The sequence below is a fragment of the Nitratiruptor sp. SB155-2 genome (assembly GCF_000010325.1).
In the GTDB taxonomy this organism is placed as follows: domain Bacteria; phylum Campylobacterota; class Campylobacteria; order Campylobacterales; family Nitratiruptoraceae; genus Nitratiruptor.
Genome location: NC_009662.1, coordinates 877,685 through 892,764, shown reverse-complemented (window position 1 = coordinate 892,764; position 15,080 = coordinate 877,685). Strand labels below are relative to the sequence as shown.

Genomic DNA, 15,080 nt, shown 5'->3' with positions numbered 1-15,080 from the left:
AATACATTAAATATCATTAAAGGACGATTGATGTCGCACGATTTTAGAGAATTGCAAGAACTCGTACTGATTAACTCCTATACAAAAAATAAAAAGGGGGTCGACCAAGTAGGAAACCTGCTGTGTGAAAAACTAACTGCTCTGGGCTATACTCCCATACGTCATAAAAGAGAAGATATTGGAGACCATCTTTTTTTTCAATCACCCTATAAAAACGGCAAAAAGTTGCTTTTACACGGTCATATGGATACAGTATTTCCTCCAGGGAATTTTGAACTTTTTCAAGAGGATGAAGATTGGATATATGGGCCAGGTGTTTGTGATATGAAAGGTGGACTCATGGTTATGATAGAAGCATTACGAAGACAGAACGAGATTTTCAATATAGACATTTTACTGGTGAGCGATGAAGAAACAGGGAGTGATGACTCTCGGTTGCTTACATATAATACTGCACGAAATTATGATTACTGCTTAGTGTATGAAGCAGCCGGGAATAATGGTGAAGTTGTCACGGCACGAAAGGGAATAGGCACTTTCACTATAGAAATCAAGGGCAAAGCCGCTCATGCAGGGAACTGTTACATACAAGGAATCGATGCAAATCAAGAAGCCGCTCACAAGATTTTAGCACTTTCCCATTTAAGTGATTTGAATGAAGGAACGACGGTCAATGTGGGGAAAATCGAAGGCGGCATAGGTGCAAATACAATAAGTCCCTATGCTTTCGTTACCTTTGAGACTCGTTTCACCTCCTCCAAAGAGCGTGATAGAGTCCTCGAGCAGATACATGAAATTGTCAATACAGCCTATATTCCAGGTACGACTTCAGCACTAAGAGGGGGACTGCAACGAGATGTATGGGAAGAGTCGAACAAACAGCTTCAATTTTTAGAAGATATTGAATCATGGAGCCAGAAGAAGATAAAAAAAGAACATCGAGGGGGAGGTAGTGATGCAAACATTGCGGCAAGTGCGGGGTCTATCGTCCTTGACGGACTTGGACCTTATGGGGATGGAGATCATACGATACATGAAAGGGCAAACAAACAGAGTTTTATAGAAAGAGTCGAACTCTCGACAAAAATCTTTGCAGGATTTATGAAAGAGATTTGCTGAATCTACTTTCTATTCCATTTTTTTCTCAACGATTCCATTCTCTTCATATACTCTTCTAAAAGAGCCTTCCTGTCATACCCTAATTTCTTTTTCACCTCCTCTTCATCCAGCCCATACTCTTGGCAAGCCTTGTGGACAAGCTGCTCATTGCTTAAGAGTAATTCCAATGTATAGTTGTGTTTATTGATGAATTTAAAAAGCTTTTTGATCGTCTTGTCATCCAGACCTCTTTGCTGAAGCACATAATGAAAATGTTTATAATGCGCCTGGATTGTCTTGTATCTGTAAATAAGAATCAAAACAAGAATCAAAAAAACGAAACTTACAAAAACAACAAGAGAAATGTAAAGCGTCTGATCAACTCCCGCCGAGGGGAGTTTGATAAAGCTGATAGGATGCATAACAATCCTTGATTAGAGTTGATAACCCATTTTTTGAGCCACCTCTTTGATGTGAGCAAGTCGTTTCTCGATTGGCGGATGCGAAGCGAAAAGATCTAAAAATCCAACAATTCCAAAGGCTTTCATATCGCTTGGAAGAGCAACTTGCTCTTTGGGAATCTGTCCCAGTTTTGCCAAAGCGTAATAGATACCTCTCGGTCCATCAAGCCTCACTGCACCTTCATCTGCCTTATATTCTCGATATCTGCTAAACCACATTGCAAGCATTGTCGCAAAAATGGTCAAAGCGATCTCTAAAGCAAAACTGATTGCCATATAAGCAATTGGAGAAGGGTTACCTTCTTCATCTTTTGGTGCGAGAATATTTGCAAGGAGTCTCGAAAAGAAAAACACGAAAGTATTGAGTACACCTTGCAAAAGAGTCATGGTAATCATATCTCCGTGTTTGATATGGCTGATTTCGTGAGCTAATACCCCTTCCACTTCTTCAGGGCTCATCATTTCAAGAAGAGAAGTGGATACTGCTACTAGTGCATTGTTTCTATCCCAACCAGTTGCAAAAGCGTTTGGGGGTCCTTGAAAAATTCCCACTTCGGGCATTCCGATTCCAGCTTCTTTAGCCAATTTTGCAACAGTGTTGACAAGCCACGCTTCAGCCTCATTTCTTGGCTCTTCGATTACCTCGACACCCATATGCATCTTTGCCATCCATTTGGAGAGGAAAAGGGATATGAGTGCGCCACTGAATCCTACGATGAAGGAGAGTATCAAAAGTCCGGAAATAGTATTATGATCGAGTCTGATACCAAAAAAGAGCTCAAGAAGAAAAATAGTGAAATATATTGAAGCCATAACGGCTAGGTTCATCAGTAAAAAGAGAATGATACCCATTTACACTCCTTCATTATTTTTTTTCAATTGTAAAAAATTAATACTTTATTGCTATAAAAGACTACATTTAACGGGAATCTTCAAATTTTTATATAAGGTAAGCTAAATATACCATATTTTCAGCGAGAGTCAAGCATATCAGAGGAAAATCGATTCACTCAAACAAAAGGCCATCCCTTTTTCGTAATACGCCGCTTCGTTGATAAAAACGGGGTACGCTTCTTTTCCTTCATAAAAAATTTCTCGTTCATCAAAGGTCAGAAAAATAGGATCTCCCGGGTGTAGGAGTTGATAGTCTTTACCTGCAAGCTCTGGATGGATCATTCCATTCAAATCCCTATCCTTTCTTGGGAAGTCGATTGCATCGTATATGCGAAAGGCTTGAACCTTTTCTTGCAATGCCTCTTCTTTTTCCAAAATATCGATGGCCCTTTTTACAACTTTAAGAGTTTGGAAATAGAGATTTGCATCCAACACTCCTTGACACACAGGACCAACTTCTATAGTAATGGAAGATGGAACGATTGAGTTGATAAAAGCACCTTCATCGTTACTGAGCCATTGCAATATTCGGACATTCTCATATTCACTTGCCAAGATTTTAGCCACATTTTCACTCAAGCTATCCTGGTTGCTAAGTACGATAGTAATACCCATATTGGCTGTTGTGGTATGCAGATCTATTAAAAAGTCACAATCTTGTAATTTTTGAGTAATCACTTTTGCCCGTTCATACTCATATATTGGTTCATCGCTTTGCAATGCATCTTTACTAAAAGATCTATTAAGATCTTTATCGACATAGCGTCTGCACTCTTTTATTGCTTTTGGATTGGCTAGGAGAAAATCAAGTTGAAGATTTTTAACTTGAAAGTCATCATGCATTAGTTTTTTAACAATATAAACCCCTGTAAGCTCATTTCCATGAACACCGCCACTAATTGTAACTTTCATTTTGCTCCTTTCAAAGAGGCATAAGGCCCCTTTGAAATTATAGCTTAACAATACGTTTTCGCACCTCTTTCGTTGCTTCTACCATATTTGTCAAAGCCGGAATCACTTCTTCCCATTTTCTGGTTTTAAGCCCGCAGTCCGGATTGATCCAAAGTTTACTGGCTGGGAAAACCTGCATTCTTTGTTCAATCTCTTTAATAAGTTCTTCTTTACTCGGAATTCTCGGAGAGTGAATATCGTAAACGCCCGCACCAACCTCTTTTTGGTAGTTGTAGTTTTTAAAAGCCTCCAAGAGTCTGTTTCCGTTTCGTGCCGTCTCGATGGAAATCACATCTGCATCCATCGCATCAATTGTCGGCATGATATCGTTAAAGTCGCTGTAACACATATGGGTGTGAATTTGTGTTTCGGGTTTAGCCACGGCGGTTGCGATTTTAAAACTCTCAACAGCGACTCTTTCATACTCGCTTCTATTTGCATCTCGCAAAGGATACCCCTCTTTGAAAGCCGCTTCATCTACTTGGATAATCTTAATACCGGCTTCTTGCAAATCTTTCACTTCATCGGCAATCGCCAACGCCATCTGCTTATAGACCGACTCCCGTTTAAGATCATCTCGTACAAAACTCCAGTTGAGCATCGTCACAGGACCGGTTAACATCCCTTTCATCGGTTTGTCCGTGAGACTTTGTGCATAGGTAATCCACTCTACCGTCATCGGTTTTGGTCTGCTGACATCCCCGAAAATGATAGGAGGTTTGACGCATCTGCTTCCATAGCTTTGCACCCATCCATTTTGGCTAAATGTCACCCCTTCAAGAAACTCGCCGAAATACTCCACCATATCGTTTCTCTCAAACTCGCCATGCACCAAAACATCAAGACCGATATCTTCTTGCACTTTGACGCAGTATGCAATCTGCTCTTTGATCTTCTCTTTGTACTCCTCTTCACTCATCACACCATCTTTGTAAGCTTTTCTAATGGCCCTAACCTCTTTTGTTTGTGGAAAACTTCCGATTGTCGTAGTCGGCAAGATCGGATATCCGAGGATTTCATGCTGAAGCTCAAGTCTCTTTGTTGCTGGCATAGATCGTTCACATTCCTCTTTTGTCAAGTTTGCAAGTCTATCTTGGACACTTTTGTTGTGAATCTGAGTAGAGCTTTTTCTAGTTGCATTTGCTTTTTTATTGGCTTCCAAAAGTGCTTCATCATCTCCAAGCTCTTTGCTTCTATAAAGCTTATCAATGATTCTAAGCTCATTTAATTTCTCTTTTGCAAAAGCGAGCCAGGTCTTTATGTTGCTGTCCAGTTTCTCTTCATATTCCAAAGTATATGGAACGTGCAAAAGTGAGCAGCTTGTTGAGACGACGAGCTGGTCCTTGTCTATCGGGAGTGTGTTTAAAAATTCCACTTTCTTCTCTATATCACTTATCCAGATGTTTCTACCATCAACTACGCCGGCGATAAGTTTTTTTCCACTTTTTGCAATTCTTTCAACAGATTCTCTATTGTTAGGACCATGTACGAAATCGAGACCAATTCCATCAATGGAGGTATCGACGAGTATTTGGACAGCTTCATTTGCATGCTCAAAATAGGTTACGACAAAAAGTTCAAGACTATCTGCTTTTAAGGTTTCATACGATTTTTGTAATGCAGCGAGGAGTTTTTCATCCGGATCTCTCACCAATGCCGGTTCATCAAGTTGAACGTATTTAGCACCAATCTTTTCAAGTCTGTTTAACGCTTCTTGATAGATTGGAAGAAGCCTATCTAGAAGATCGAGCGGATTTGAACCATCAGTCGTTCTTGAAAGTGCCAAGAAGGTTACCGGCCCGATAAGGTTGATCTTTGTCTCTATACCCAGTTCTTTCGCCTCTTGATATTCGTTTGTTACTTTATCCAGATTGAGAGAAAATGTTTGGTCTTTATGGAGTATCGGCACGAAATAGTGGTAGTTTGTATTGAACCATTTCGTCATTGCGAGCGCTTTATGATTTTTGTCACCTCGAGCCATCGCGAAATAGCGATCCAACCCTTCCAAATCTTTATACTCCTCAGGTTCTGCCCCAACCATAACGATCGTGTCAATCATCTGATCGTAAAAACTGAAATCGTTTGAGCTGATAAAGTCTATTCCCGCCTCTTTTTGGTAATTCCAGTGTCGCTTACGAAGTGATTTTGCAACGTTTTGCAGTTCGTCTAAAGCGATCTCTTTATTCCAGTACTTTTCCAAAGCAAATTTGAGTTCTCTTTGTTCACCAATTCTTGGGAATCCTGTTACATATGTCATATCTTCTCCTTCTTCTTTTTATAGTCTGTTTCGGTGTATTGATTTGGCAGGTTGATAAAGAAAAAGGAGGAGCGATACCTGTTTTTGTGTAGCGACATTTGCAAATCGGCGGTTTTTTTATACGAGAGAGTCGTAAAACTTTATGGGCCAGACATGCAAAGAAGAGATTGCAATAGCAAGGTTTCGAACCCTCTTCTGTAGATTCGATTTCTATAGGTTGTTCTTCAACTATCTCATCCGGGGGAGAATCACATTTTTGATCAAATAGATGCACGAGGAAAAAATATTTGCAACGAACGGCCTCTTTTTGAAGAGTTACAGCATTCACGGTAGCTGTAATGGCAGTAAGCCGAAAATAGTTTTTTCCAAAACCTTTAGCGACCAAGCAGCCACCTCTCAAGGATTTTTTGTGCGGCAATAGAGTCTATTTTTCCGTCTTTTTTGTGTTTTATGACACCTTTTGTTGCCTCCTTCGCTTCATGGGAGGTAAACCCTTCATCCACAAATTCCACTACGCCATCAAAATCCAACAAAGAGACAAAATGGGCAATACGCCTTTGCATCTCCTCTTTTGAAGTTCCATCAGGTATCCCAACAACCAACGTATCGATATTCCACTCTCGTAAAAAACTGCTTACATCACGAGCAGCTTGATTTCTATTTTTTCGTATAATAGGGGTTTGAGGCAATACTATTTTTCCATCCAAACAGATAGCCGTTCCTATTCGTTTCAGACCAACGTCAATTGCTGCAATCCTACTTGCCAAGACAGAACTCCCCAAACATTTTATCTAACAGTTCACTACTTTGCATCGGTCTGGTAATAGAACCTATCGATTCAATGACCCTGTTGATATGAAAAGCGAATATCTCAAGCTCGCCCATCTGCAAAGGTGTACGTGCTTGATTTATGTTTTCTAGGGCATATGTCACCGCTTCTATCTGCCTGCTTGTTACAAGCATGATCTCCTCTGTATTTGCGAAACTATCAAGGAGTTTTTGGAGTTTTTGAGTCAAAGGTGTAATCTCTTTTTTTACACTCATATACAAAGCGTCAAAATCGGATAGGTCTAGATGCTTTCCTTTATCTACCTTATTGGCTACTACGATGAACTCTTTTTGGTCTTTATAGCTCTCAATCAGTTCCAATATCTTTTTATCTTCCGCATCTAAGGGTTTTGAAGCATCAAACATAGCTATAACGATATCACTCTCTTCGATCGCTTGAATGCTTCTTTCAATTCCTATTTTTTCTATCGTATCGTGCGCTTCTCTGATACCGGCGGTATCTACGAACCTTACAAGATGCGTTCCTATGCGAACGCTCTCTTCAATGGTGTCTCTTGTTGTTCCAGCTATATCGCTGACAATCGCTCGCTCATAATCGAGCAAGGCGTTGAGTAAAGAGCTTTTTCCGGTATTCGGTTTTCCAATGATAGCGACTTTAAAACCTTCGATCAGTCCAGCCCTTCGCTTACTTGATGCAACGATTTTTTGGAGCTCCTCTTGGATATCGTTGAGTTGCTGTTCTATCTGTTCCTGTAAATCTTTGGGCAGATCCTCTTCGGCATAGTCGATATTGACCTCTACATAAGCTAAAATGCGGATCAGTTTTTCTCGCAGATTTTCTATATAGTTTTTGAGCTCTCCTTTAATCTGCTTGGCCAAAATTTTCGCAGCATCTTCACTTTTAGCCTCGATCATCTTCGCGATCGCTTCTGCTTCACTAAGATCTATTTTACCATTGAAAAAGGCACGTTTGCTAAATTCACCGGGATTTGCGAGTCTGGCACCAGCTTTGAGCAGCTCTTGCAAAATCATATTTGCAACAACAACTCCACCATGGCACTGAAACTCTACAACATCTTCGCCGGTGAAACTTTTGGGTGCCTGGAAATAGATGAGGATCGCTTGATCAATTGGTTCACTTTGATCATCGTAAAGCGTTACGAGATGGGCTACTCTTGGTTGAATATCCTTTTTTTTGGAGAGTTTTTGCGCAATGCTCAACGATTTTGGACCACTGATACGAACAATCGCTATGGAGCCCACTCCATAGGCTGTAGCGATAGCGGCTATGGTGGAATTATTTTCGAAATTCATTGACAATGACGTATTTTTGTCCGTATCTATTCTCTCGCATAGCTACATATTTATCTGGGAAAGCTTCTCGGAGTTGTTTGAGGGCTATTTGAACAAGGACACCATCGAGCGGTTTTGTCTGTCCTTTACCCTCTTCTTTAATCCTTTCGATAATGGGTGCGAGGTAGTTTGCAATCATCTCCTCTTGCGTTTTGAGAAATTCGGCGATTTCAAGCCGAAGCTGAAGGCCATACTTTGGATTGATCCAATTAAAAAGCATATAGGAGAGCGCCTTATAGCGATACCCCTCTTTTCCAATAAGCAACGCAGCATCATTTCCATTGAACTCGATCAATAGCGTCTCTTTGTCATACGGTTTTACCTCAATAGTATCAATTTCGAAGCAAGCATTTTGAAAGAGTCTATTGATATCTTTTTGCACTTCTTTTGCGATCTCATTGATATCTTTTTCCTCTTTGTAAAAATTGTCGAAAATCTCTTTCTCTTCCGTGTCTGTCTCGATTTTAGGCAATGGGGCTTCTGCGATAGGTGAAATTTCTTCTGGTTCCTCAGATTTTTCAGAAACCAAGATAATGGCATTTTTTTTACCGATACCTAAAATCCCTTTCGATGGATGCTGCAAGATCTTCACATCAAGTTCTGTTATAGATTTCCCAAACGTTTCCGAAGCTTTTGTATAGGCTTCTTCCAGTGTCGGTGCTTCAAACTTCATCTGTTCGCTCATGCTTTTTCCTTTTGCGCCACTTTCCTGGCTTCAAAAATCTTGTTGACAATAAGCTGCTGAATGATTGATAGGATATTGTTTACAAACCAGTATAGAGTCAAACCGGCTGGGAATGTCAAGAAAAAGAATGTAAAGACAATCGGCAACCATTCAAAAATTTTCTTCTGCATAGGATCTGTAATAGTGGTTGGAGTAATTTTTTGATGAATATACATCGTGGCACCCATCAAAACAGGCAAAATAAAGTATGGGTCTTTACTACTGAGATCCGTAATCCACAAGATCCAAGGGGCTCCTTTGAGTTCGATCGCATTGAGTAAAACCCGGTAAATTGCAAAAAAGACAGGAATTTGCAAAAGCATAGGAAGACAGCCACCCATTGGATTTGCACCATGTTTTTTATAGAGTTGCATCATATGGGCATTGAGTTTTTGTGGATCGCCTTTATATTTTTGCTGAAGCTCTTTGATTTTTGGTGCGAGGTCTTTGAGCTTTTGCATAGAGAGCATTCCCTTGAGCGTCAAAGGGAAAAGAATAATTCGTATGATGATAGTCAATACAACGATAGCCCAACCCCAATTGCCTATGAGATGGTAAAGTGCCAAAAGTGCTTTAAACATCGGTTTGGCAATAAATGTAAAGAACCCATATTCTATTACATCTGTTAATTCTGGATTTATTGCTTTGAGAGTTTCGTACTCTTTAGGACCGAAATAGCCGTCAACATGAAAATTTTGAGATCCTTGAACAAAAAGAATTGGATTTTCTTCACTGTCTTTCGATACAACCACATTAAGGCCATTTTTCAGATCATAAAAAAGTGTCGCATAGTATCTATCGAAAGCTGCAGCTATTTTTGCTTTTTTGAAAACTTCCGTCCCTTTTGCATCGCCATCTTCAATGATTGTTATCGTATCATCTGCTTCTTTGATCAACGCTCCATGAAGCGTATATCCATCGACACGGACATCTGGTCTGTAACCTGGTGAGATGTAGTATGGACTACTCTTTGTAAGAGTTATAGACGCTTCATAATGGCCATCTGGATAGACGGTAATCTTTTTCGTAACTTCCGTTACCCCTAAATCTTGTTTGAGTGTAATCGTAGTGGGACCAGACAAAGAGATCTCTTTTGGCCCATCATATCTATAAGGTGTTTTAAAAGCTTTTTCGTTCAAAGCATTGTCGCTAAATCGGATCTCTAAAGGCTTTGGAAGCCTGTTTTGATCAAAAAGCTTTATTTGAGAACCGGACTCATTTTTATATTTTTTCTCTTCCAAAATTACTTGCGAAACTCTTCCTAGATTATCGATAAACAGATCAAATTTCGCTGATGTGATTTTAACCAGCTGTTGACTTGGCTTATCGCTCTCCTTACCTAACGGTGCTTTCATATTTTGACCACTATTTTGCATGGGAGCAGCTGCTGTAGTAGCTTGAGCTACTGTTTTGGTTGATGCGTTGTTCTCAAGAGGCTGTTTTGGCTGCTGAGGCATAAAGAAAAAATCGTATGCGAAAAACACTACTAAAGAGATTATTGTAGCAAGTAATACACGTTGATTTGTACTCATCTTTTCTAACATTGGCTACCTTTTAAAATTTTTTATGAGAAAATATTCCGATTCACTTTTAGGAATAAGCCAGTATTTCACGGCTATTTTTTTGTATGACACATTACAAATTTCTTTTCGAATTGTAGGATACTCTATTCCACCTGGGAAGAGTTGATTGCATCGAAGAATGCGAAATGTGGTATGAAAAAGAGCTCGAAACAGATTGTCTTGCTCTAACTTCCAAACAGCATATTCCGAACAAGTTGGATAGTATCTACAGCTACCATATGAAAGAAGTGTAAAAACCTTTTGATAGATTTTTAGCAAGACAAGTAGACTCTTTTTTACCATTTTCGTCTCTTTATTCGTTCCAGGATCTTGGTCATCTCCTGGTCAATTCTTTTAAAATCCGCCCCCAACAATTTTGGCTTGGCAACAAAAACATACCGTCCTATTGGGAGTTGATCAAAATATTGTATGAAAAGAGCTTTGAGAACTCGTTTCGCCCTGTTTCTTTGAACTGCTTTGCCGACTTTTTTACTTGCGACAAACCCTATTCTCATATCTTTATCTGGTATGTAAAATAGAACAAAATATGGGGAATGAAAAGCTATTCCCCTTTTATAAACATAATCAAACTCCCTTTTCGTTTTGAGAGTTTGAACCCCTTTTATACTGCCAATCTTTTTCTACCTTTTCTTCTTCTAGCATTGATCACTTTCCGGCCATTTTTGGTTTTCATTCGAGCTCTAAAACCGTGCGTTCTTTTTCGTCTCGTGTTATGCGGTTGGTATGTTCGTTTCATACACGTCCTTTTCCATAAAATTTTGAGCCTAAGTTTACTAAAACTGAACTTAATTCGAGATTAGTTCCTAAAATAGAGAATTTATGCAATGATAGAGGATACACGAACGTGATATAATGGTTAAAGATAAGGATTCGTTATGGAAAAGTATCTCCTCAAAACCTTCCGTACGAGAATTGTACTAACCTTTTTGATTATATATCTCTTTTTTATAGTGGCCGCAAATTATCAATACTACTCCATCATACAACAAGAACTTACTTTAAAATACTCCCAAATAGCACCTCTCTCCTTTTTTGATACCATATGGAATGCAATTCGCAATACGCCTTTAGAGATTCATGTTCAAGATGGCATCATACGATACAGACCATCTTTTTCCTATTATCGCTTCATCATTACACCAAACATTTTATTGGTTTCTCTATTTTTCGTTTTATATCTGATGGTTTACAGACTTATTGATCAATTTTTAAAACGGATTTATGTACTAGCAGTCTTTTTACAGGATTTTTTACAAACGAACTCTCTCAATGAAGAGTGCCTCAAAGAGCTCGACAGGGAAAAAGATGATATTCAATCAATGACATCAAATCTGCTCCATCTCATTCAAGAAAATATTCATAAAAGAAAAATAGAACGATCACTTTTCGATCTTTTCTCCTATTTGAAAAAAGATATTGTCCTCATCACTGATCTTCATTTTAGTATCTTGGAAAGTTCAAAATATTGGAAAAATATAGAACAAAAAAACAGAAACAACTTTTTAGAATATATAGACATTGAAAACAGATCAAAAATCGTATCTTCCACAAAAAAGAGAAAGATTGCTTTTCAAGATCATTTGGGTTTGAAAAACAGATTTTTCGACATTCAAATCATTGTTTTGGATGATACCATAAGCATATTAATCAAAGAGATAACAGATCATGTAAAACAAAAAGCACTTCTCAAAGAACAGGCACATATTGATGAACTGACAAAAACGTACAGTAGAGCTGCATGTTTTACGTTTTTAAATCAAACACTGAATGAATTTGTCGAAAACAAGAAAAAATTTGCCATATTTTTTGTTGATCTCAATGATTTTAAGCCTGTCAACGATACATATGGGCATCAATTCGGGGATTATTGTCTACAGATTATTTCAAAACGATTACAAAACATTATTCGCCAAGATGACTTCGTTTGCCGATATGGAGGAGATGAATTTATTTTGTGTATTAAAAATGTGGGGAAAAAGAATATTGATGCAATCACAACAAAAATTGACAATCTTCTGTCAAAACCGATCCATCATAGGAATATAGAATTTTCAGTGAGTGCGGCAATAGGAGCTTCTTTGTTTCCAGATGACGGTGAAGATATCAAAAAACTGATCGAAGTAGCAGACAAAAGAATGTACAAAAACAAAAAGGCTATCAAGGGCCAAAGAGACTAGACTCTTTGACCATTGACATAAACAACTACCTGATCACCTTCAGCGTCGAATTTTACGCTGTCGCCCTCTTTGACTTTATCTTCCAAGATAAGCTCAGCCAATGTATCTTCCACGATCTCATAAAGGGCTCGTTTGAGCGGTCTAGCTCCATATACCGGATCGAACCCGGCTTTTGCAACCAGTTTTTTCGCGCTTTCAGTAAGCTCGATCTTGATATCTCGCTCTTTGAGTTTTTCTTGGATCCTTGCAAACATGATATCCACAATCTTGACAATCTCTTGCTCGCCAAGAGGATTGAATATCACGATATCATCAAGCCGGTTCAAAAATTCTGGTTTAAAATAGCGCTTCAACTCGTCTTTGACCGCTTTCTCTCTATCTTCAGGATCTTTGAATTCCATGATCTTATCGCTTGCAATGTTACTTGTCATAATGATGATAGTGTTTCTAAAGTCGACTGTCACACCTTTGTTGTCCGTTAGGCGCCCATCATCAAGCACTTGCAAAAGAATGTTGAATACATCTGGATGCGCTTTTTCTATCTCGTCAAAAAGCACGACACTATATGGCTTTCTTCGTACCGCTTCAGTAAGCTGACCACCCTCTTCATATCCAACATATCCTGGAGGTGCACCAACGAGTCTGCTCACTGCATGTTTTTCCATATATTCACTCATATCTATTCGTATGAGCGATTTTTCCGTATCAAACAGGAATCGTGCCAACGTTTTCGCTGTTTCCGTTTTACCCACACCTGTCGGTCCTAAGAACATAAAACTACCAATTGGTCTGTTGGTATCAGAAAGTCCCGCTTTGTTTCTCTTGATCGCTCTTGCAACTGCTTTGATAGCGGCATCTTGTCCAACAACATATTTTTTAAGTTCATCTTCAACATGCAAGATTTTCTCTTTTTCACTTTGAAGCATTTTTGTAACTGGAATACCCGTCCATTTACTCACAATCTTGGCTATCATCTCTTCGTCAACGGCGTTTTTCAAAAGGGTTCCGGCTTCTTGCATTCGATTCCACTGTTCATTGAGTTCAGCAAGCTTTTGCTCCATTTGTGGAATCTGACCATATTCGATTTCAGCCGCTTTGTTATAGTCACCTTCTCGTTTGGCTTTTTCGGCTTCTGCTTTAAGTCGTTCGATTTTCTCTTTAATTTCTGCAATCTCTTTGAAAATCTTCTTCTCTGTTTCAAACTGTGATTCGAGCGCACGCTTTTTCTCTTCAAGATCGGCCAATTCTTTTTCTATCTCTTTGAGCCGTTCTTCATTTTTCTTGCTCTTTTCCATTAAAAGTGCTTCTTTTTCAACTAAGAGCTGCTGAATTTCGCGTTTGACTTTACTAAGCTCAAACGGTTCAGACTCGATTTGCATTTTCAGTTCTGCCGCTGCTTCATCGATCAAGTCAATTGCCTTATCTGGCAAATATCTATCAGTAATGTATCTGCTTGAGAGCTTCACAGCAGCAACCAAAGCACTATCTAAGATCTGTACATTGTGATGCGCTTCAAGACGCTCTCTAAGTCCTCTTAAAATCTGCAACGCTTCATTGATACTCGGTTCTTCCACTTTTACAGGTTGAAAACGTCTTTGCAGCGCCGCATCTTTTTCAAAATATTTTCTATACTCTTTCAAAGTTGTCGCACCGATTGTATGGAGTTCACCTCGTGCCAAAGCTGGTTTTAAGATATTCGCTGCATCCATACTTCCTTCACTGGCACCCGCTCCAACGATTGTATGAATCTCATCGATAAAAAGTATGATATTCCCCGCATTTTTCACTTCATCAATAACCGCTTTGAGCCTATCTTCAAATTCACCTCGATATTTCGCCCCAGCCACCAATGAGGTCATATCAAGAGCAATGACTCGCTTATTTTGCAAACTCAAAGGAACTTCTTTATTGATGATTCTTTGTGCCAGTCCTTCTACGATAGCAGTTTTACCAACACCCGGTTCACCAAGCAAGATTGGATTGTTTTTTGTTTTTCGAATCAAAATCTGCATCACTCTATGGATCTCTTCATCCCGCCCAATCACTGGATCGAGCTCGCCTTCTGCTGCTTTTTTCGTTAAATCGATCCCATACTTTTCAAGTGCTTCGAGGGTTTCATCTGCTGTTTGAGACTCTATTTTCTTACCACCGCGAATCGCTTCAAGGGTTTTTTTGAGTTCAAAAAGATCTACATACTTTCCAAGAACCTCTTTAAAGACTGGATTATCCGTATTGGCTTCAATCCAAGTATCGACAGCCAGGTACTGATCGCCATTCCTCACCATCAAGCCTTCGGCTTTCTGAAGACTTTCGGCAAGGTTCCGAGAGATTTTGATACTCTCTTTTGTAATAGAAGAGACTTTAGGCAGTCTATCAGCTACGCTTTTTACTTCAAGTTCAATTGGAGTTTTATCTACTCCCATTTTATTGAGCGCTTGATTCAGAATAGAGCCTGTATCAGTCAAAAGTGCCCACAGTACATGAGCCACATCCACTTCCGGATTTTTATTGTGCAAAGCAAGACTGACAGCACTATCTAAAGTCTCCGTCATTTTGTGTGTCAACTTTTCGAAAATATTGCTCATATTTTCTCCTTTCATAATATTTATTCTTTTTCAATTATATTATTTTAGTCTAATATTGTCAAGTTATTTGATCTTGTTTGACAAAAATTATTTAAGACTTTTTTACACTTCTCAATCATAGCAAACTTTCTCATTCCATAGTGATACTAAAGTTGCATTTGCCATTTAGCCAACTTTTAGTAATGATTCCTTATAATATTGCACTACA

At 39.0% G+C, this 15,080-nt stretch carries 15 protein-coding genes; 2 read left to right on the top strand and 13 right to left on the bottom strand.

The window, feature by feature from the left end; all coding sequences use genetic code 11:
- Positions 1-30 precede the first annotated feature (30 nt).
- Complete coding sequence (locus NIS_RS04830; protein ID WP_012082265.1) at positions 31-1,119, top strand: M20 family metallopeptidase; 1,089 nt, start codon at positions 31-33, stop codon at positions 1,117-1,119.
- Positions 1,120-1,121: 2 nt separating this feature from the next.
- On the opposite strand, the gene NIS_RS04825 is transcribed toward NIS_RS04830, so the two are convergent.
- The 12 genes from NIS_RS04825 to rpmH all read right to left on the bottom strand — a co-directional run bounded on the left by NIS_RS04825 (position 1,122) and on the right by rpmH (position 10,846).
- Positions 1,122-1,520 (bottom strand): hypothetical protein, encoded by a 399-nt coding sequence (locus tag NIS_RS04825; protein ID WP_012082264.1) that lies wholly within the window; start codon positions 1,518-1,520, stop codon positions 1,122-1,124.
- A gap of 12 nt (positions 1,521-1,532) precedes the next feature.
- Positions 1,533-2,411, bottom strand: a complete 879-nt coding sequence (gene htpX, locus NIS_RS04820) for a protease HtpX (protein ID WP_012082263.1) — start codon at positions 2,409-2,411, stop codon at positions 1,533-1,535.
- Positions 2,412-2,549: 138 nt separating this feature from the next.
- Complete coding sequence (locus tag NIS_RS04815; protein WP_012082262.1) at positions 2,550-3,365, bottom strand: aspartoacylase; 816 nt, start codon at positions 3,363-3,365, stop codon at positions 2,550-2,552.
- Positions 3,366-3,402: 37 nt separating this feature from the next.
- On the bottom strand, positions 3,403-5,661 hold the full coding sequence (metE, locus tag NIS_RS04810) for a 5-methyltetrahydropteroyltriglutamate--homocysteine S-methyltransferase (RefSeq protein ID WP_012082261.1): 2,259 nt from the start codon (positions 5,659-5,661) through the stop codon (positions 3,403-3,405).
- Positions 5,627-6,046, bottom strand: a complete 420-nt coding sequence (locus NIS_RS04805) for a hypothetical protein (RefSeq protein WP_012082260.1) — start codon at positions 6,044-6,046, stop codon at positions 5,627-5,629. The genes metE and NIS_RS04805 overlap by 35 nt, the downstream gene beginning before the upstream one ends.
- The gene (ruvX, locus tag NIS_RS04800; RefSeq protein WP_012082259.1) at positions 6,036-6,428 is read right to left on the bottom strand and encodes a Holliday junction resolvase RuvX; all 393 of its coding nucleotides are present in this window, start codon (positions 6,426-6,428) and stop codon (positions 6,036-6,038) included. Before ruvX ends, NIS_RS04805 begins: the two co-directional genes overlap by 11 nt.
- Complete coding sequence (gene mnmE, locus NIS_RS04795; RefSeq protein WP_012082258.1) at positions 6,418-7,764, bottom strand: tRNA uridine-5-carboxymethylaminomethyl(34) synthesis GTPase MnmE; 1,347 nt, start codon at positions 7,762-7,764, stop codon at positions 6,418-6,420. Before mnmE ends, ruvX begins: the two co-directional genes overlap by 11 nt.
- Complete coding sequence (locus tag NIS_RS04790; protein ID WP_012082257.1) at positions 7,748-8,488, bottom strand: Jag N-terminal domain-containing protein; 741 nt, start codon at positions 8,486-8,488, stop codon at positions 7,748-7,750. Before NIS_RS04790 ends, mnmE begins: the two co-directional genes overlap by 17 nt.
- On the bottom strand, positions 8,485-10,071 hold the full coding sequence (gene yidC, locus NIS_RS04785) for a membrane protein insertase YidC (protein ID WP_012082256.1): 1,587 nt from the start codon (positions 10,069-10,071) through the stop codon (positions 8,485-8,487). The genes NIS_RS04790 and yidC overlap by 4 nt, the downstream gene beginning before the upstream one ends.
- 3 nt (positions 10,072-10,074) lie before the next feature.
- Complete coding sequence (gene yidD / locus NIS_RS04780) at positions 10,075-10,392, bottom strand: membrane protein insertion efficiency factor YidD (RefSeq protein ID WP_012082255.1); 318 nt, start codon at positions 10,390-10,392, stop codon at positions 10,075-10,077.
- Positions 10,386-10,715: a ribonuclease P protein component gene (gene rnpA / locus NIS_RS04775; RefSeq protein ID WP_012082254.1), complete on the bottom strand. Its 330-nt coding sequence runs from the start codon at positions 10,713-10,715 to the stop codon at positions 10,386-10,388. Before rnpA ends, yidD begins: the two co-directional genes overlap by 7 nt.
- Positions 10,712-10,846, bottom strand: a complete 135-nt coding sequence (rpmH, locus tag NIS_RS04770) for a 50S ribosomal protein L34 (protein WP_012082253.1) — start codon at positions 10,844-10,846, stop codon at positions 10,712-10,714. The genes rnpA and rpmH overlap by 4 nt, the downstream gene beginning before the upstream one ends.
- Before the next feature lie 139 nt (positions 10,847-10,985).
- On the opposite strand from rpmH, the gene NIS_RS10025 reads away from it, so the two are divergent.
- Entirely contained in the window at positions 10,986-12,287 is a 1,302-nt protein-coding gene (locus NIS_RS10025) for a GGDEF domain-containing protein (protein WP_012082252.1), read from the top strand.
- On the opposite strand, the gene NIS_RS04760 is transcribed toward NIS_RS10025, so the two are convergent.
- Entirely contained in the window at positions 12,284-14,872 is a 2,589-nt protein-coding gene (locus NIS_RS04760; protein WP_012082251.1) for an ATP-dependent Clp protease ATP-binding subunit, read from the bottom strand. The two genes, NIS_RS10025 and NIS_RS04760, sit on opposite strands and share 4 nt — an antisense overlap.
- Positions 14,873-15,080 lie beyond the last annotated feature (208 nt).